General features: G+C 66.2%; 9 protein-coding genes, 3 rRNA genes and 2 pseudogenes. 8 read left to right on the top strand and 6 right to left on the bottom strand.

The genetic code is table 11. From position 1 onward, the window contains the following. Positions 1-66 precede the first annotated feature (66 nt). From MMA15_RS09385 to rrf, 3 genes are all read left to right on the top strand, one after another. Positions 67-1,599 (top strand): 16S ribosomal RNA (locus MMA15_RS09385). Positions 1,600-1,967: 368 nt separating this feature from the next. Beyond that, a 23S ribosomal RNA gene (locus MMA15_RS09380) occupies positions 1,968-5,097 on the top strand. 141 nt (positions 5,098-5,238) lie between these two features. After that, positions 5,239-5,355, top strand: a 5S ribosomal RNA gene (gene rrf / locus MMA15_RS09375). The 16S, 23S and 5S rRNA genes sit together here, the layout of an rRNA operon. Positions 5,356-5,448: 93 nt before the next feature. Here the strand turns inward: rrf and MMA15_RS09370 are convergent. The 6 genes and pseudogenes from MMA15_RS09370 to MMA15_RS28180 form a co-directional block, all read right to left on the bottom strand. After that, positions 5,449-6,758, bottom strand: a pseudogene (locus MMA15_RS09370) (DUF58 domain-containing protein). A 31-nt stretch (positions 6,759-6,789) separates the two neighbouring features. Beyond that, a complete protein-coding gene (locus MMA15_RS09365; protein ID WP_241058657.1) occupies positions 6,790-7,755 on the bottom strand; it encodes an AAA family ATPase in 966 nt (321 codons plus the stop codon). Continuing rightward, on the bottom strand, positions 7,752-9,038 hold the full coding sequence (locus MMA15_RS09360; RefSeq protein WP_241058656.1) for a DUF4350 domain-containing protein: 1,287 nt from the start codon (positions 9,036-9,038) through the stop codon (positions 7,752-7,754). Before MMA15_RS09360 ends, MMA15_RS09365 begins: the two co-directional genes overlap by 4 nt. Next, positions 9,035-9,870, bottom strand: a pseudogene (locus MMA15_RS09355) (DUF4129 domain-containing protein). The gene MMA15_RS09360 and the pseudogene MMA15_RS09355 overlap by 4 nt, the downstream one beginning before the upstream one ends. Positions 9,871-9,874: 4 nt before the next feature. After that, on the bottom strand, positions 9,875-10,402 hold the full coding sequence (locus tag MMA15_RS28185; RefSeq protein ID WP_308290530.1) for a DUF7847 domain-containing protein: 528 nt from the start codon (positions 10,400-10,402) through the stop codon (positions 9,875-9,877). After that, the gene (locus MMA15_RS28180; RefSeq protein WP_308290529.1) at positions 10,399-11,115 is read right to left on the bottom strand and encodes a hypothetical protein; all 717 of its coding nucleotides are present in this window, start codon (positions 11,113-11,115) and stop codon (positions 10,399-10,401) included. The genes MMA15_RS28185 and MMA15_RS28180 overlap by 4 nt, the downstream gene beginning before the upstream one ends. Positions 11,116-11,242: 127 nt before the next feature. On the opposite strand from MMA15_RS28180, the gene mtnA reads away from it, so the two are divergent. The 5 genes from mtnA (at position 11,243) to MMA15_RS09325 (ending at position 17,993) form a co-directional block, all read left to right on the top strand. After that, positions 11,243-12,403: an S-methyl-5-thioribose-1-phosphate isomerase gene (mtnA, locus tag MMA15_RS09345; RefSeq protein ID WP_241058655.1), complete on the top strand. Its 1,161-nt coding sequence runs from the start codon at positions 11,243-11,245 to the stop codon at positions 12,401-12,403. Continuing rightward, positions 12,400-13,077 carry a two-component system response regulator MtrA gene (mtrA, locus tag MMA15_RS09340; protein ID WP_028436107.1) on the top strand — a complete coding sequence of 226 codons (678 nt, stop codon included), beginning with the start codon at positions 12,400-12,402 and terminating at the stop codon, positions 13,075-13,077. Before mtnA ends, mtrA begins: the two co-directional genes overlap by 4 nt. A 73-nt stretch (positions 13,078-13,150) precedes the next feature. Further along, a complete protein-coding gene (mtrB, locus tag MMA15_RS09335; protein ID WP_372498216.1) occupies positions 13,151-15,175 on the top strand; it encodes an MtrAB system histidine kinase MtrB in 2,025 nt (674 codons plus the stop codon). Next, entirely contained in the window at positions 15,175-17,010 is a 1,836-nt protein-coding gene (locus MMA15_RS09330) for an LpqB family beta-propeller domain-containing protein (RefSeq protein WP_241058653.1), read from the top strand. The genes mtrB and MMA15_RS09330 overlap by 1 nt, the downstream gene beginning before the upstream one ends. A 212-nt stretch (positions 17,011-17,222) precedes the next feature. Continuing rightward, entirely contained in the window at positions 17,223-17,993 is a 771-nt protein-coding gene (locus MMA15_RS09325; RefSeq protein WP_241058652.1) for a ComF family protein, read from the top strand. The last annotated feature ends 119 nt before the right edge of the window (positions 17,994-18,112 follow it).

Here is an 18,112-nt window from a genome sequence, read left to right as displayed (position 1 = left end):
GACGCTGGCATGGCCTGGGTTATTCCCCTGGGTTGTGCTGCTCTTCGGGTGTCTTCTTTTAAGGCATTCACGGAGAGTTTGATCCTGGCTCAGGACGAACGCTGGCGGCGTGCTTAACACATGCAAGTCGAACGATGAAGCCTCTTCGGGGGTGGATTAGTGGCGAACGGGTGAGTAACACGTGGGCAATCTGCCCTGCACTTCGGGACAAGCCCTGGAAACGGGGTCTAATACCGGATGGGACTGCCGGCCGCATGGTCTGGTGGTGGAAAGCTTCGGCGGTGCAGGATGAGCCCGCGGCCTATCAGCTTGTTGGTGGGGTGATGGCCTACCAAGGCTGCGACGGGTAGCCGGCCTGAGAGGGCGACCGGCCACACTGGGACTGAGACACGGCCCAGACTCCTACGGGAGGCAGCAGTGGGGAATATTGCACAATGGGCGGAAGCCTGATGCAGCGACGCCGCGTGAGGGATGACGGCCTTCGGGTTGTAAACCTCTTTCAGCAGGGAAGAAGCCTTTAAAAGTGACGGTACCTGCAGAAGAAGCACCGGCTAACTACGTGCCAGCAGCCGCGGTAATACGTAGGGTGCGAGCGTTGTCCGGAATTATTGGGCGTAAAGAGCTCGTAGGCGGCTTGTCGCGTCGGATGTGAAAGCCCGGGGCTTAACCCTGGGTCTGCATTCGATACGGGCAGGCTGGAGTTCGGTAGGGGAGATCGGAATTCCTGGTGTAGCGGTGAAATGCGCAGATATCAGGAGGAACACCGGTGGCGAAGGCGGATCTCTGGGCCGATACTGACGCTGAGGAGCGAAAGCATGGGGAGCGAACAGGATTAGATACCCTGGTAGTCCATGCCGTAAACGTTGGGCACTAGGTGTGGGCGACATTCCACGTTGTCCGTGCCGCAGCTAACGCATTAAGTGCCCCGCCTGGGGAGTACGGCCGCAAGGCTAAAACTCAAAGGAATTGACGGGGGCCCGCACAAGCGGCGGAGCATGTGGCTTAATTCGACGCAACGCGAAGAACCTTACCAAGGCTTGACATACACCGGAAAGCTCTGGAGACAGAGCCCCCCCTTGTGGTCGGTGTACAGGTGGTGCATGGCTGTCGTCAGCTCGTGTCGTGAGATGTTGGGTTAAGTCCCGCAACGAGCGCAACCCTTGTCTCGTGTTGCCAGCAGGCCCTTGTGGTGCTGGGGACTCACGGGAGACTGCCGGGGTCAACTCGGAGGAAGGTGGGGACGACGTCAAGTCATCATGCCCCTTATGTCTTGGGCTGCACACGTGCTACAATGGCCGGTACAATGAGTGGCGATGCCGTGAGGTGGAGCGAATCTCAAAAAGCCGGTCTCAGTTCGGATTGGGGTCTGCAACTCGACCCCATGAAGTCGGAGTCGCTAGTAATCGCAGATCAGCATTGCTGCGGTGAATACGTTCCCGGGCCTTGTACACACCGCCCGTCACGTCACGAAAGTCGGTAACACCCGAAGCCGGTGGCCCAACCCCTTGTGGGAGGGAGCCGTCGAAGGTGGGACTGGCGATTGGGACGAAGTCGTAACAAGGTAGCCGTACCGGAAGGTGCGGCTGGATCACCTCCTTTCTAAGGAGCAGCCAGACACCATCTATCGGCCGGGATGTCCCGGTGGTGGTGTCCAGGAGCCTGGTTCATCGGCGCACGTCCGATGCCGGGATGCTCATGGGTGGAACGTTGACTATTCAGCATGGCCGGTCGGGTCGTGTTCTTCAGTACTGTCTCGGTCTCGGGTTTCTGCCCGGGTGGTTTCGGGGCGTGGAACGGGAGCGCGGTGGGCTGGTGGTGTTGGGCACGCTGTTGGGTGTCTGAGAGTGCGGCCGTGTGTGCGGTTGGTGTCTCTTGGTTGCCGGTCCTGGTGTACTCAGGCTTGTTGGTCTGGGGTGGTGGGTGGCTGGTTGTTGTTTGAGAACTGGACAGTGGACGCGAGCATCTGTGGCCAAGTTTTTAAGGGCGCACGGTGGATGCCTTGGCATCAGGAACCGATGAAGGACGTGGGAGGCCGCGATAGGCCCCGGGGAGTTGTCAACCGAGCTGTGATCCGGGGGTGTCCGAATGGGGAAACCCGGCAGTCGTCATGGGCTGTCACCTGCATCTGAATGTATAGGGTGTAGGGGGGAACGCGGGGAAGTGAAACATCTCAGTACCCGCAGGAAGAGAAAACAATTGTGATTCCGGGAGTAGTGGCGAGCGAAACTGGATGAGGCTAAACCGTATGTGTGTGAGACCCGGCAGGGGTTGCATGTACGGGGTTGTGGGATGGGACTTCAGTTGTCTGCCGGCGGCTGGGTGAGTCAGAAATTGGTGGTGTAGGCGAAGGGTATGCGAAAGGCCCGGCGTAGAGGGTAAGACCCCCGTAGCTGAAACGTCATCAACTTGCTTGTTCTTTTCCCGAGTAGCATGGGGCCCGTGAAATCCTGTGTGAATCTGGCGGGACCACCCGTCAAGCCTAAATATTCCCTGGTGACCGATAGCGGATAGTACCGTGAGGGAATGGTGAAAAGTACCGCGGGAGCGGAGTGAAAGAGTACCTGAAACCGTGTGCCTACAAGCCGTGGGAGCGTCGCCGTGTGTGCTTGCACATACGGTCGTGACTGCGTGCCTTTTGAAGAATGAGCCTGCGAGTTTGCGGCATGTTGCGAGGTTAACCCGTGTGGGGGAGCCGTAGCGAAAGCGAGTCCGAAGAGGGCGATTGTAGTAGCGTGTTCAAGACCCGAAGCGGGGTGATCTAGCCATGGGCAGGGTGAAGCGGAGGTAAGACTTCGTGGAGGCCCGAACCCACCAGGGTTGAAAACCTGGGGGATGACCTGTGGTTAGGGGTGAAAGGCCAATCAAACTCCGTGATAGCTGGTTCTCCCCGAAATGCATTTAGGTGCAGCGTCGTGTGTTTCTTGCCGGAGGTAGAGCACTGGATAGGCGATGGGCCCTACCGGGTTACTGACCTTAGCCAAACTCCGAATGCCGGTAAGTGAGAGCGCGGCAGTGAGACTGTGGGGGATAAGCTCCATGGTCGAGAGGGAAACAGCCCAGAGCATCGACTAAGGCCCCTAAGCGTGTGCTAAGTGGGAAAGGATGTGGAGTCGCAGAGACAACCAGGAGGTTGGCTTAGAAGCAGCCATCCTTGAAAGAGTGCGTAATAGCTCACTGGTCAAGTGATTCCGCGCCGACAATGTAGCGGGGCTCAAGCACACCGCCGACGTCGTGTCACTCCAACGTGAAGGGCTAACGCCTGTTGGGGTGGGTAGGGGAGCGTCGTGTGCCGGGTGAAGCAGCCGTGGAAGCGAGTTGTGGACGGTATGCGAGTGAGAATGCAGGCATGAGTAGCGATACATACGTGAGAAACGTGTGCGCCGATTGACTAAGGGTTCCCTGGGTCAAGCTGATCTGCCCAGGGTAAGTCGGGTCCTAAGGCGAGGCCGACAGGCGTAGTCGATGGATAACCGGTTGATATTCCGGTACCCGTGGCAGTGCGCCAGCGCTGAATCAGGTGATGCTAAGCCCGTGAAGCCCCCGGTGGTTGTCTTCGGACAGCGGCCGGTGTGGTGGAGCCGGTGAACCGAGCTTGTAGTAGGTGAGTGATGGGGTGACGCAGGAAGGTAGTCCAGCCCGGGCGGTGGTTGTCCCGGGGTAAGGGTGTAGCCCGGAGAGTAGGCAAATCCGCTCTTCGTTGAGGGTGAGACCTGATGCCGAGCCGATTGTGGTGAAGTGGATGATCCTATGCTGTCGAGAAAAGCCTCTAGCGAGTGCTGTTGCGGCCCGTACCCTAAACCGACTCAGGTGGTCTGGTAGAGAATACCGAGGCGTTCGGGTGAACTATGGTTAAGGAACTCGGCAAAATGCCCCCGTAACTTCGGGAGAAGGGGGGCCACGGCTGGTGATGAGTCTTGCACTCGGAGCTGGTGGTGGCCGCAGAGACCAGCGAGAAGCGACTGTTTACTAAAAACACAGGTCCGTGCGAAGCCGTAAGGCGATGTATACGGACTGACGCCTGCCCGGTGCTGGAACGTTAAGGGGACCGGTTAGTCCGATTTCGGTCGGGCGAAGCTGAGAACTTAAGCGCCAGTAAACGGCGGTGGTAACTATAACCATCCTAAGGTAGCGAAATTCCTTGTCGGGTAAGTTCCGACCTGCACGAATGGCGTAACGACTTCTTGACTGTCTCAACCATAGGCCCGGTGAAATTGCAGTACGAGTAAAGATGCTCGTTTCGCGCAGCAGGACGGAAAGACCCCGGGACCTTTACTATAGCTTGATATTGGTGTTCGGTTCGGTTTGTGTAGGATAGGTGGGAGACTGTGAAGCATTCGCGCCAGCGGGTGTGGAGTCGTTGTTGAAATACCACTCTGATCGTGCTGGATGTCTAACCCGGGGTCCGTGATCCGGATCGGGGACAGTGTCTGGTGGGTAGTTTAACTGGGGCGGTTGCCTCCTAAAGGGTAACGGAGGCGCCCAAAGGTTCCCTCAGCCTGGTTGGTCATCAGGTGGTGAGTGTAAGTGCACAAGGGAGCTTGACTGTGAGACTGACGGGTCGAGCAGGGACGAAAGTCGGGACTAGTGATCCGGCGGTGGCTTGTGGAAGCGCCGTCGCTCAACGGATAAAAGGTACCCCGGGGATAACAGGCTGATCTTCCCCAAGAGTCCATATCGACGGGATGGTTTGGCACCTCGATGTCGGCTCGTCGCATCCTGGGGCTGGAGTCGGTCCCAAGGGTTGGGCTGTTCGCCCATTAAAGCGGTACGCGAGCTGGGTTTAGAACGTCGTGAGACAGTTCGGTCCCTATCCGCTGCGCGCGTAGGAGTCTTGAGAAGGGCTGTCCCTAGTACGAGAGGACCGGGACGGACGGACCTCTGGTGTGCCAGTTGTCCTGCCAAGGGCATGGCTGGTTGGCTACGTTCGGGAGGGATAACCGCTGAAAGCATCTAAGCGGGAAGCCTGCTTCGAGATGAGGACTCCCACCCCCGTTGTGGGGTTAAGGCTCCCGGGAGATGACCGGGTTGATAGGCCAGATATGGAAGACCCGTGAGGGTTGGAGTTGACTGGTACTAATAAGCCGAGGGCTTGACCACAGCTGCTACGCGTCCACTGTCCGGTATCTGAAACAACAACCCCGGCAAACCGTGCTGGCTGGTTGGTTGATATGTGAAGAGTGCGCTGAACACGACACACAAGGTTTCCCCTTGTTGCGTTGAGCAATGTGGGGGTTGTGTTTCGGTGGTCATAGCGTGAGGGAAACGCCCGGTGACATTCCGAACCCGGAAGCTAAGCCTTACTGCGCCGATGGTACTGCATGCGGGAGCGTGTGGGAGAGTAGGACACCGCCGAACTCCACGTGAAACAGGCCCCGTTGGACTGGAAACAACCCAGACCAACGGGGCCTTTCATATGCTCAGAAGTTCAGCGATTCGTTGAACTCGGCGTCATAGACGACCCGTTGACTTGAGCGTCAGATATGCGTCGGCCAGGGCGGGCGCCAATTCGCCGGGGAGGGCGTCGACCACGATTACACCGTGGCGACGGAGGCGGTTCGCCGTCTGCTCACGTTCCAACTGCGTTCGCGCCGCCGCGGCAGCCTCGTAGACGGCGTCGACATCGCCTCGTGCGGCGGCCATCTCCGCGATGCGCGGGTCGGCGATCGAGGCGACCAGGACCGTATGGCGCTGTGTGAGCAGGGGCAGTACCGGAAGGAGCCCGTTGTCGACGGGCGAGGCGTCCAGGCCCGTGAGTAGGACCAGGAGTGACTGGTGTCGCGCCATGCGGAGAGCGGTCGAAGCCAGGCCGCGGGTGTCGGATTCGACGAGGGCGGGTTCGATCGGTGCCATCGACGAGACGAAGGCTGGCAGGACCTCATGTGCCGCCCGTCCTTTGACCGTTGCCCGTGGCGCGCGGTCGTAGGCGAGAAGGTCGATGCGGTCGCCCGCGCGGGAGGCGAGGGTCGCCAGCAGCAGTGCGGCGTCCATCGCCGTGTCCAGACGGGGGAGTCGCCGACGCGTCCGGCGGACGTTCTGCCGGTGTCGAGCACGACCAGAATGTGCCTGTCGCGTTCGGGCCGCCATGTGCGGACGGCCACTGTCGAATGGCGAGCGGTGGCGCGCCAGTCGATCGATCGGGTGTCGTCTCCCGGGATGTAGTCGCGGAGACTGTCGAACTCGGTCCCTTCTCCGCGGGTCAGGATGCTTGTGCGGCCGTCGAGTTCGCGAAGCCGGGCCAGTTTCGCGGGCAGATGCTTGCGGCTGTTGAACGCGGGAAGCACGCGCACGGTCCAGGGGACCGAGTGGCCGCCCTGGCGGGCGGCCAGGCCGAGCGGGCCGAAGGAGCGGACGGTGATGCGTTCCGAGTGCCGGTCGCCACGGCGGGTCGGCTGAAGTGCCGTGGTCAGAAGGGTCTGTTGGCCCGGGTCGATGCGTACTTGATGGCGGCTGGCGGCTTCCGATGTCCCTTCCGGCCAACTGCTCGGCGGCCATGCGTCCCGGATGCGCAGACGGGAACGGCGCCGGGACGGGTTCGTCACGAGGACGTTCACGTATGCGTGTTCGCCGAGCCGAACTGACGTATCACCGGAACGTGTGAAGCGGAGCTGATTCACTGGCGCGGCCATTGCGAGGTCGTAGAAGATGGCACTCAGCAACGGGAGTTCGACGGTGAGCACGCCGAACCAGCTTGGGAGAAGCAGCCCGACGACTACGGCGCCGAGAGCGGCGAAGAGGGCTGTACGGCCGGTGAGTGCCATGAATCAGGGCTCGCCAATCAGCTCACTGAGTTCAACGGGGGACGGGGACATGAGCAAGGATCGAATTGATCACGCTGTCGGCTGTGACGCCTTCCATCTCTGCTTCGGGGCGGAGTTGTACGCGGTGGCGGAGCGTCGGCAGGGCGAAGGACTTCACGTCGTCGGGGATCACATAGTCGCGCCCCGTCAGCCAGGCCCAGGCGCGGGCGCTGGCCAGTAGGGCGGTGGCGCCTCGGGGCGAGACTCCGAGCATGAACGAGGGGGAGTCACGGGTGGCACGGCAGATATCGACGACGTAGCCAGTGACCTCGGGAGCGACTGAGGTTTCGGCGACGGCCCTCCTTGCTGCTTCCAGGTCGGCTTGTCCTGCTACTGCGCTGACGCCTGCCGATTCGAGGTCGCGGGGGTCGAAGCCTTCGGCGTGCCTCGTCAGCACGTTGATCTCGTCCTCGCGTGACGGCAGCGGAAGATTCAGCTTCAGCAGGAAGCGGTCGAGCTGTGCCTCCGGCAGGGGGTAGGTGCCCTCGTACTCGATCGGGTTCTGGGTGGCCGCCACCAGGAAGGGGTCCGGCAGGGCGCGCGGGGTGCCGTCGACCGAGACCTGGCGCTCCTCCATTGCTTCGAGGAGGGACGCCTGGGTCTTCGGGGGCGTCCGGTTGATCTCGTCGGCGAGCAGGAGATTGGTGAAGATCGGGCCGGGCTGGAATGAGAACTCTGCGGTGCGGGCGTCGTAGATCAGCGATCCGGTCACGTCGCTCGGCATCAGATCGGGGGTGAACTGAAGGCGCTTCGTGCCGAGTTGCAGGGTCGCGGCGAGTGTCCGCACGAGCAGTGTCTTTGCGACGCCGGGGACGCCTTCGAGCAGTACGTGGCCGCGGCAGAGCAGCGCTACGACGAGTCCGGTGACGGCGGCGTCCTGGCCGACGACTGCCTTGGAGATCTCAAGTCGCAGTGCTTCGAGGGCGCTGCGGGCGCTGTCTGGCGAGGGGGCGCTCACTGGGTGCGTTCCTTGTCTGTCGGCAGGCGGGTGCTGGAAGTGGCGTCGGTGAACCGCCGCTCCAGGTGGTCGAGTTCGTCGGCGAGCCGTACCAGGTCGGTGTCGTTCGTGGGAGGCGCGCCGAAAAGGAGGGAGTTGAGACGTCCGGAGTCGCTGGAGGCCCGCTGCGCGTGGGCGCCTGATTCGAAGCGGGCATCGGCCCGGCGCGAGGTGAGAGCCGGGATGAGGGCCTGTGGAGAGTCGGCCTCCGCCGTGCTGACGCCGGTCAGTGAGGCCAGGCGTGCGCGGGTGGCGGCGCGGAGAGCGTCGGCGGCGCGGTCGCGTGCGTCGGCTCTGCGGTAGAGGCGCGCCCTGCCCTCGGTGGTCTCGGACGCACGTACGGAGACGGGGAGTTGCTCAGGCACAAGCGGACCGAGACGGCGTACGCGCCATAGAGCGGCGAGGACGGCGGCGATCGACAGTTGAACGGTAGCCCAGGTCCAGCCGTCGGGCACGAGGTGGAGGAAGCCGCGCTGTCCGCCCTGGGGGGCGGAGGCATCGGCAGAGGAGGGGAGGTACCACACGAGATGCGGACGGGAGCCGAGCAGTTGAAGCATCAGGGAGGCGTTGCCGTGTTCGGCGAGCCGCTGGTTGTACAGCGGTTCGGGGCTGCCGAGCAGCACGGTGTCGCCTTCGGGCCGGGGGCGCTCGCCGTCGTCGGAGGGCTCGTCGGGGATGCGCAGCAGGGACGGCAGGCCCTGATGCAGATAGCACAGGTCGGCCTTGTCGTTGGACACTCTGTAGCGGACTCCGCCGAGTTCGGCGTCGCCTGCCCGTTCGGCGGCGGGGTAGTCGCAGTCCGGCGGCGTGGGCTGGGTCGTCGCGGGCGCCGCGGCTTGTGCTCCGCGGACGAGGTCCTTGGTGGGGGCGGGGCCGGGGGCGATGAGGACGGTGCGGCCGCCTCGTCGCAACGCCCCGCGCAGGTCGGCACGTTGGCTTCGGCTGAGGGCTTCCGGGTCGCTGACGAGGAGCGTGGTGCGTGGCCCGGCGGCCTTACGCGCCTTGGTGGCGGTGGTGACGATCTCGGTGTGCACGCCGCGTTCTTCGAGGAGACGGGCGGTGGCCTTACTGCCGTGGCCGTCGGTCGAACGGGGATCGAGCAGGCCGTACTCGTTGCCGGAGCGCACCGCGGCGATGATCACGCCTGCTGTGGCGAGGATCGCGGCGGCGATCAGCAGGCCGCGGGCGCGGACCCACACCTGGTGTGCGGTGGGCGACAGGGACGTGTCGGAGGCCTCGCTCAACTGTCCCCTCCGTCCGGCGTGGTGACATCCGCGCCGCGTGCCCGTACGGCGTATGGCGCGAGGGCGTCCGTTTCCCGCGGGTCGGCGCTGTCCGGCACGTGCGGTGGCTCGGCCCGCTGGAGGGCGGAGTCGAGGTCGCGTACGGCTGCGTATGCGGAGGAGTCCACATGCCTGCCGGCGTATGTCACTTCGTCGAATGACCGTGCGGCGGAACGCAGTTCTTCAGCGTGTCCGGGCAGGGCGAGGTCGGCTTCGACGGCGGCCTCGTCGGCGGTGCGGCCTGGACGGTGGTCGAGCAGGGCGCGCTCTTCGAGGGACCGGACGATGGCCCGCATTCGTTCCTGGAGGGCCTCGTTCCAGCGTGGGACCGGACGATGGCCCGCATTCGTTCCTGGAGGGCCTCGTTCCAGCGTTCGGCGGCGGCGTGGGCCTCGGCTGCCGTGCGGTGTTCGGCGGCGCTGCGGGGGCCGTTGCCGAACAGGGTGCCTGCTTCGGAGGCGGGTCCGGGCCGCAGCTTGCCGAGGCGCAGACGAAGTGCCACGGCCAGCAGCACCACCAGGAGGATGATCACGGTGAGGCCCGCCCAGCCTCCGGGGGAGGCCTGCGCCGCGGAGTTCAGCAGTGAACTGATGTGGTCCCACAGCCAGTCGAGAAAGCGGTTGAGGAGACCGGGGTCGTTCTTGTGGTATTCGCCCTTCGACAGTTCACGCTCGGCTGCTTCGCGGGCGGGGATGCGGGGGGTGGTGACGGGCGCGCCGCCGTCGTCGGCGTTCGCTGCGAGAAGCAGTCCGGCAGCGTCGGTCGGCGTCGCGGTCGTCACGTCCCCCGGCATCACCTCAGCTCCCGGCGGCGGGGCCGTCGGGCTGTGTGCCGCCGTAGCCGGGAACGCCTGCGGCGCGGGCGAGTTCGAGGTCGAGGGCTTCCCGCCGGATGCGCTGGTCGAGATAGAGCAGCGCGGTGACTCCCGCACGGATGGGGAAGGTGATCGTGGACGCGATGACGGCGCCGATGCCCACGGCGATCAAGTAGGACCAGCTTGTGACCGGCGCTCCTTCGGCGAAAGCGGAGAGTCCCTGACCGGAGGCGACCATGCCGATCAGCGTGGCAGGCATCTGAATGATCGAGGCCACGATGACGACGAGGATCGTGGCAAGCAACTGCACACCGAAGATGCGCCACCAACTGCCCCGTACGAGCTTGGCGGAGCGCCGCATCGCGGTGATGACGCCTTGTTTCTCCAGCATCAGTGCCGGAGCGGCAAGACTGAAGCGGACCCAGATCCATACGGCTGCGACAAGACCGGCGATCAGTCCCACGACGAGTACGGCGACGCCGAGGGTCCTCGCGCCAGCCGCGAGGATCACGCCTCCCGGCGCGGACCCTGCGAACACCGCCAGGGCGACGAGCAGGGGAAGGAGAGGAACAACAGGCCCAGCAGGCGCAGCAGTTGAGGCCGCGAGTCCCGCCATGCCTCGCCTGCGGACACGGAACGGCCGAGCACCGCACGGCTGACGACGATCGTGAGCATCGCCGTCGCGAGCACGGTGCCGAGGGTCTCGACGAGGGCGCGTACACCGGAGATCCTCAGCGAACCGGTCATGGCGTCCATGAGTTCGTCGGGGCTGGGCTGCGGGTCCCTGGTCAGCGCGTCGAGGTTGGAGGCGTCCGCCAGCCACAGGCCGTTGACGACGGTGGCGACGAGCTGGACGACTACGGCGACAGCGAGAGAGATGCCCAGCACCGTGCGCCAGTGGGCGCGCATGGTGGTGACGGCGCCGTCCAGTATCTCGCCGACGCCCAGCGGACGAAGGGGGATGATCCCCGGCTTCGCGGCGGGCGGCTGGCTCCAGGAGCCGCCCCAGTGGTCCCAGCCGGGTCTGCCAGGAGGAGGAGCCCCCAGGCCGGGCCCGGTTGAGCGGGCGGTTGCTGCGCGGACCAGTTCCTGGGCGGATCGTTCGACGGCGGCTGATGCGGTGTGCTCCCTGGCGCCTTGGCGGTCTCCTCGCCGTCGGGCGAACGATCGGGGGAAGGAGATCCGGGCGGTGTCCAGCCCGGAGAGTCGTTCACTTGTCGTCACCTCGAGGTCTCGGTCGCTGCATCGCCTGTTTGACTGCCATCGTCCCACGCCCTCCCTCGACGGCGGGCGGGCCCCGGCTTCTTGGATCTCCTTCAGAAGTCGTCGCACGGCGAGGCAGACTGTGCGAATGGCAGATCATGGTGTCCCAGTGCTGCGCTGGGCGGATACCCCTGAGGGGCCGGTACTGGCGCTTCTCGACCAGACGAGGCTCCCGGCCGAGGAAGCCGAGCTCATGTGCAGCGGTGCGGACGACCTGGTGGCCGCGATCCGTGCCCTGTCGGTGCGGGGGGCTCCCCTGCTGGGCGTCGCCGGGGGCTACGGCGTCGCGCTCGCCGCCGCCCGTGGCCACGATGTCGCCGAGGCGGCGGACCGTCTGGCGTCCGCACGTCCGACGGCCGTGAACCTGGCCGCGGGCGTGCGGCGAGTGGAAGGCGCCTACCGCACGGCGGTCGACGGCGGGGCCGGTACGGAGCGTGCGGCAGCCGTGGCCCTGGCCGAGGCCAGGGCGCTGCATGAGGAGGACGCCGAGGCGAGTACGAGGATGGCGCGTCTCGGGCACGGCCTCCTCGGCGAACTGGTGTCCCGTCGGCCGATGAGGCTGCTCACGCACTGCAACACCGGGATCCTCGTCTCCGGCGGCCGTGGCACTGCGTTCGCGGTCGTCGCCGACGTACACGCGGCAGGTGAGCTGGACCGGCTGTGGGTGGACGAGACGAGGCCGCTGCTGCAAGGGGCGCGGCTGACCGCCTACGAGGCAACCCGGGAAGGGATGCGATTCAGCGTCCTCGCCGACGGCGCGGCAGGTTCGCTGTTCGCGGCAGGGCAGGTGGACGCGGTGCTGATCGGCGCCGACCGGATCGCGGCGGACGGCTCGGTGGCCAACAAGGTGGGCAGCTATCCGCTCGCGGTGCTGGCCAGGCACCACGGGGTCCCGTTCGTGGTGGTCGCGCCGGTGACCACCGTCGATCTCGAAACGAAACGGGGAGGGGACATCGTCGTGGAGCAGCGGCCTGCTCAGGAGGTGACGCACGTCTTCGCACCTGTCTCCGCGGGGAAGTCGCCGTACCATCCGGAATCACGGGGGGAGCGCGACGACGGCATAGCCGTGGCCCCGGCCGGGGCCGATGCCTACAACCCGGCCTTCGACGTGACCCCGCCGGAGCTGGTGACGGCTGTGGTCACCGAGCGGGGTGTGATCTCGCCCGTCACCAGCGAAACTGTCGCGGGGCTGTGTTCCCCGTCACGAACGACGACGTCACGAGGGGGTAATGGGATGATGAACGCATGAAGGGACGCGTCCTTGTCGTCGACGACGACACCGCACTGGCAGAGATGCTCGGCATCGTGCTGCGCGGCGAAGGCTTTGAACCGTCGTTCGTGTCGGACGGCGACAAGGCGCTCGCCGCCTTCCGCGAGACGAAACCGGATCTGGTTCTGCTCGATCTGATGCTGCCCGGCAGGGACGGCATCGAGGTCTGCCGCCTGATCCGCGCCGAGTCCGGAGTGCCGGTGGTCATGCTGACCGCCAAGACCGACACCGTGGATGTGGTGGTGGGCCTGGAGTCCGGGGCCGACGACTACATCGTCAAGCCGTTCAAGCCCAAGGAACTGGTGGCGAGGATCCGGGCGAGGCTTCGCCGCTCGGACGACCCGGCGCCCGAGCAGCTTGCCATCGGCGACCTGGTGATCGACGTCGCAGGTCACTCGGTGAAGCGGGACGGAGTGTCCATAGCGCTGACGCCGCTGGAGTTCGACCTGCTGGTGGCGCTCGCTCGTAAGCCGTGGCAGGTCTTCACCCGCGAGGTGCTGCTCGAGCAGGTGTGGGGCTACCGGCATGCCGCCGACACCCGCCTGGTCAACGTGCATGTTCAGCGTCTGCGCTCCAAGGTCGAGCGTGATCCGGAACGTCCGGAGATCGTCGTGACGGTGCGCGGGGTCGGATACAAGGCAGGACCCGGCTGAGATGACCCGGAACGGTTCCGTCCAGGATCGCGTCGGCACGGACGGAGCCGAAGCCACGGCCCAAGAGTCCGAAATGTCCACATTCCGGAGGCTGTGGCGCAGCGGAGCACTGTTCTCCGAAGGACTGCTCCCCGAAGGCACCACAGGCCCCCGGGCCCACCCCGTCATCCGCTTCTTCATCCGCTGGGTACGCCGCCCGCTGCTGCCCGTACTGCGGCTGTGGCGGCGCAACATCCAGCTACGCGTGGTCGCAGCGACCCTCCTGATGTCGCTCGGCGTAGTGCTGCTCCTGGGCATCGTCGTCATCGGCCAGGTACGCAACGGCCTCCTCGACGCCAAGGAGAAAACCGCCCAGAGCCAAGCCGCAGGCGGATTCGCAGCCGCCCAGGAGATGGCCGACAGCGCCGGAAGCGGCCGCAGCGGCGAAGGAGAAGGCAGGCCCGGAAGCGGCCTCCGCAGCACCCAGAACACCGGCACCTGGCTCAACAACCTGGTCGAACAGCTCGCCAGCGGCGGCCAAGGCGTCTACTCCGTCGTCGCCCTCGGATCCCAGAACGACGAATCGCCCTTCCTAGGCAACCAGCGCTCCACCACCCGCGGCCCACGCGCCTCCGGCGACATCCGCCCCGAGGAGAGCATCCCCGCCGACCTGCGCAAAGCCCTCGACAAACAACCCGGCACCCACCAGCGCTACGCGAAGGTCTACCGCCAGGACGGCAGCAGCACCGCCGGACTCATCGTCGGCAAGCGACTCAACGACGCCGGCGGCGCCCCGTACCAGATGTACTACGTCTTCCCGTTCACGCTCGAAGAAGAGTCGCTGAACCTCGTCAAGGGCACCCTCGCCACCGCCGGCGTCTTCGTGGTCGTACTGCTCGGCGCGATCGCATGGCTGGTGGTACGGCAAGTCGTCACGCCCGTACGAATGGCAGCGGGCATCTCCGAACGCCTCGCGGCCGGAAGACTCCAGGAACGCATGAAAGTCACAGGCGAGGACGACATCGCCCGGCTCGGCGAATCCTTCAACAAGATGGCGCAGAACCTCCAGGTGAAGATCCAGCAGCTCGAGGAACTCTCCCGCATGCAGCGCCGCTTCGTCTCGGACGTCTCCCACGAGCTGCGTACACCGCTCACCACGGTCCGCATGGCCGCCGACGTGATCCACGAGGCACGGCAGGAATTCGACCCCGCCACCGCACGCTCCGCCGAACTGCTGCTCGGCCAGCTCGACCGCTTCGAATCCCTGCTGGGCGACCTGCTGGAGATCAGCCGCTTCGACGCCGGAGCCGCCAACCTCGAAGCCGACCCCATCGACCTGCGTGACGTCGTACGCCGCGTCGTCGACGGATGCGAACCCCTCGCCGACCGCAAGGGCAGCCGCGTCCTCGTACGCGGCGACGACAAACCCGTGGTCGCGGAGGCCGACGGACGCCGCATCGAACGAGTGCTGCGCAACCTCGTCGACAACGCCATAGAGCACGGCGAAGGCCACGACGTCGTCGTACGGCTGGCCACCGGAGGCGGAGCGGTCGCAGTGGCCGTCCGCGACTACGGAGTCGGGCTCAGCAACAGCGAAGCGGAACGCGTCTTCAACCGCTTCTGGCGAGCCGACCCCGCCCGCGCCCGCACGACAGGAGGCTCCGGACTCGGCCTGTCCATCGCACTGGAGGACGCCCGGCTGCACGGCGGCTGGCTCCAGGTGTGGGGCGAACCAGGCGGCGGCTCCCAATTCCGGCTCACACTTCCCTGCACGGCGGGGGAGACAGTGCACTCCTCGCCCCTACCACTACAGCCGGCCGACTCCCGCCGCAGACGCGCGGCGGCACACGGGCAGCACAACGGACGAGGCGTCGTCCCCGCACAGGCCCGGCAGACGGCAGCGAGAACACCCGCCAAAGCCACTGCCCAGACACCCAGCACACAGACCAAGACCCCTACCTCGACGGGGACTACGGCGGAGACCGCAGAGGCAACCGGACCGCGAACCACGACGCAGCCGCCATCGGCACAGGCCCGCCCCGCCTCCACGGTCGCCGCCCCCCGCGCCACCTCCTCCCGTACCACCGACGAGCCCACCCGCGAAGACGGAGAAGCCTGATGGGCGCCGAGCGCCGAAGCGGTGGCCGCGCGACGGTAGCGGCGGCCCGACTGGCCGTCCTCGCACTGCTGTTGGCGGGCTGCGCCTCCATGCCCGACGACGGCTCCGTCGACCACGTCGACTCCTCGCACCGAACCGAATCCGACTCACAGGTACGCGTCTTCGGCGTCAGCCCACAGAAGGGCGAGAAGCCCCAGCAGATCGTCCGCGGCTTTCTTGAGGCGACGACCAGCGACGAGGCGGCCTTCTCCACAGCCAGGGAATACCTGACCGACCGCACGTCCCAGCGCTGGGACCCCTTCTCGACCACCAGCGTCGTCTCGGAAGGACCCACACCCGGCAACGCCCGCCGGGACGCAGGCGGCGGCAGCGGCTTCACCGTCCAGGTCACCGGCACCCGCGTCGCCGAAGTCGACGACAAACACGCCTACTCGCCCTCATCCGGCGACTACGCGGAAGGCTTCCACCTCACCAAAGAAGACGGAGAGTGGCGGATCGACCGGCTCCCCGACGGACTCGTGCTCGGCGAATCCGACTTCCAGCGCATCTACCGCCCCATCAACAACTACTACTACGCGGAACTCGGCACCGACTCCGAGTCGATCACCGGCGGCAAGGACGTACTGGTCGGCGACCCGGTCTTCCTGCGCCGCCGCATAGACCCCGTCACCGCCACCGTCGACGCACTGCTCGACGGACCGACAGGCTGGATCGACCCCGTCGTTCACTCGTCCTTCCCCAAGGGCACACGGCTCGCCCCACGCCAGCATCTGTCGCTGGACGACTCGGGAGCGCTCAGCGTCCGCCTCAACGCCAGGGGCGCCAAAGTGAGCGAAGCACGCTGCATACGCATGGCCGCCCAACTGCTGCACACCGTGCAGGACCAGGCATCCGCGAAGGTCGGCAAGGTGGCCATCGCAGGCCCCGACGGCGACACGCGATGCGAGCGCACACGCGAACAGACCGAGGACTACGAGCCGGGCCGGCTCAACGGCCGTGCGTCGCACCAGTACTTCGTCGACGGCGACCACCGCGTCTCCTCCTTCGAAGAAGGCAGCGACGACCCGACACCCGTCGAAGGCGCCCTCGGCAAGGGCGAGACGGAGATGGGCGCCGTCGCCGTCAACCGCGCCGAACAGGAAGGCGCCGCCGTCTCCCGCGCGGGCCGCTCCCTCTACGTCTCACGCCTCACGGAGGACGCCGAGCTGGGAGAGCCCGTACTGACGAGCAAGGCGAAACACGAGAACGAGCGGCTGACAGCGCCCAGTTGGGACGGCCTGGGCGACCTGTGGATCGCCGACCGGGACCCCGACAACCCGCGTCTGCTGCGCCTGGCGGGCGGCAAGGAGAAGCCCGAAGAAGTCGACGTCCCCGGACTGGGCGAAGACGAGCGGATCGAGTCGCTGCGAATCGCGTCCGACGGCGTACGAATGGCGCTGCACATACGCCAGAAGGACGGCTCGCGCACGCTCAGGCTGGGACGAGTCCAGCGCAAGGGAACGGCCAACGACCCGCAGGTGACCATCACCGCACTGCGGCCGCTCGCGCCGCAGTTCGAAGACGTCTCGGCGATGTCATGGGCGGGCGGCAGCCGACTGGTCGTCGTGGGGCGCGAGTCGGGAAGCGTGCAGCAGATGCAGTACATCGAAACCGACGGCTCGGCTTCGAACCAGCCGACTCTGCCCGGCATCAACGACGTTACGGGCGTGGCCGCTTCGGAGGACGTGAGCAAGCCGCTGCTCGCCGACTCCGAAGACGGCATCGTACGGCTGCCGCCTGACGCCAACTGGAAGACGCTGACGGACAGCGGGACGAGCCCGGCGTACCCGGGATAGGCGCGGGCGCGAGCCGGTGGCGGCGGGGCCGGGCCGGGGCGCGAGCGGGCGCTGGCCGGGGCGGCGCCTCGCGAAAGCGGAGGGCTCCGCGTGCTGGGACGGTCGCGGGAGCCGTGCTGCTTGGAGAAGGCGAAAAGCCCTGGTGAGGTAGCCCAGCCCAGAGTTATCCACAGGGCTGGCGAAGCCCGCCCCCCGCTGAGAAAGTGATCCATATGCGGGGGTTGTTCCAAGAACTACGACAGGAACTCGCAGGACTGGTGCTGCCGTCGCAGTGCGCGGCCTGCGGACTGCCGCGAGTACGCGGGGAGTTGTGCGATCCGTGCGGCAGCGCGCTGGCGAACGCACTTCCGCGTCGGGTATGGCCCTCGCCGGTGCCGTACGGCCTGCCCAGGGTGTACGCGGCGCTGCCGTACGCCGGTGAAGTACGGGCGCTGCTGCTCGCCCACAAAGAGCGCGGCGCGCTCCGACTGGCGGCCCCCTTGGGGTCGTTGCTGGCCGCAGCAGTCCGCGAGGCCACCGCACAGACGCGGCACACGGGGGGAGTGGGGGAGGGGGTGGGGGGCGGGGAGGCCCCCCTGACGCTCGTCCCCATCCCCTCCTCCACCCGCTCCGTCGCCGCTCGTGGCCATGATCCCGTGCGGCGGATGGCTCGGGCTGCGGCGCGGGAGTTGCGTCGTGGCGGCGTACCGGCGCGCGTGCTGGCTGTGCTTCGGCAGCGACGCACGGTCGCGGATCAGGCAGGGCTGAGCGCGCGGCAGCGGGCGGCGAATCTCGACGGCGCACTGGAGTTGGTGCCGGGCAGCGGACGGCTGCTGGCCGAGGGGGAGACGCTGCTGGTGGACGATGTGATGACCACGGGCGCTTCGTTGGCGGAGGCCGCTCGCGCGCTCGCTGAGCAGCTACGGACGGCGGGCCCGGAGCGGCGCGTGCCGACGGCGGCGGTTGTCGCGTCCCGGTCGATCGCGTCCCGGTCGAGAACGTAAAACCTTTCCGGAGGCGCACACTTGAACTTAAGCCCCGAAACCGGAGGGCGTTCGGCGCCAGGGTGCCCGGCTTGGTCCGCTGAAAGGCGGAAAACCCGCCCCGAAAAGCGGAAGATTGC

Source organism: Streptomyces marispadix, assembly GCF_022524345.1.
Classification (GTDB): domain Bacteria; phylum Actinomycetota; class Actinomycetes; order Streptomycetales; family Streptomycetaceae; genus Streptomyces; species Streptomyces marispadix.
Note: the sequence above shows the minus strand (reverse complement) of the source record. Positions and strands in the feature narration are given on the sequence as shown.

What these genes read in the sequence shown, in the direction of transcription:
- mtnA (WP_241058655.1), top strand. Translation starts at nt 11,243, where the DNA reads ATGGCAGATCATGGTGTCCCAGTGCTGCGCTGGGCGGATACCCCTGAG.
- MMA15_RS09325 (WP_241058652.1), top strand. Translation starts at nt 17,223, where the DNA reads ATGCGGGGGTTGTTCCAAGAACTACGACAGGAACTCGCAGGACTGGTG.
- mtrB (WP_372498216.1), top strand. Translation starts at nt 13,151, where the DNA reads ATGTCCACATTCCGGAGGCTGTGGCGCAGCGGAGCACTGTTCTCCGAA.
- mtrA (WP_028436107.1), top strand. Translation starts at nt 12,400, where the DNA reads ATGAAGGGACGCGTCCTTGTCGTCGACGACGACACCGCACTGGCAGAG.
- MMA15_RS09330 (WP_241058653.1), top strand. Translation starts at nt 15,175, where the DNA reads ATGGGCGCCGAGCGCCGAAGCGGTGGCCGCGCGACGGTAGCGGCGGCC.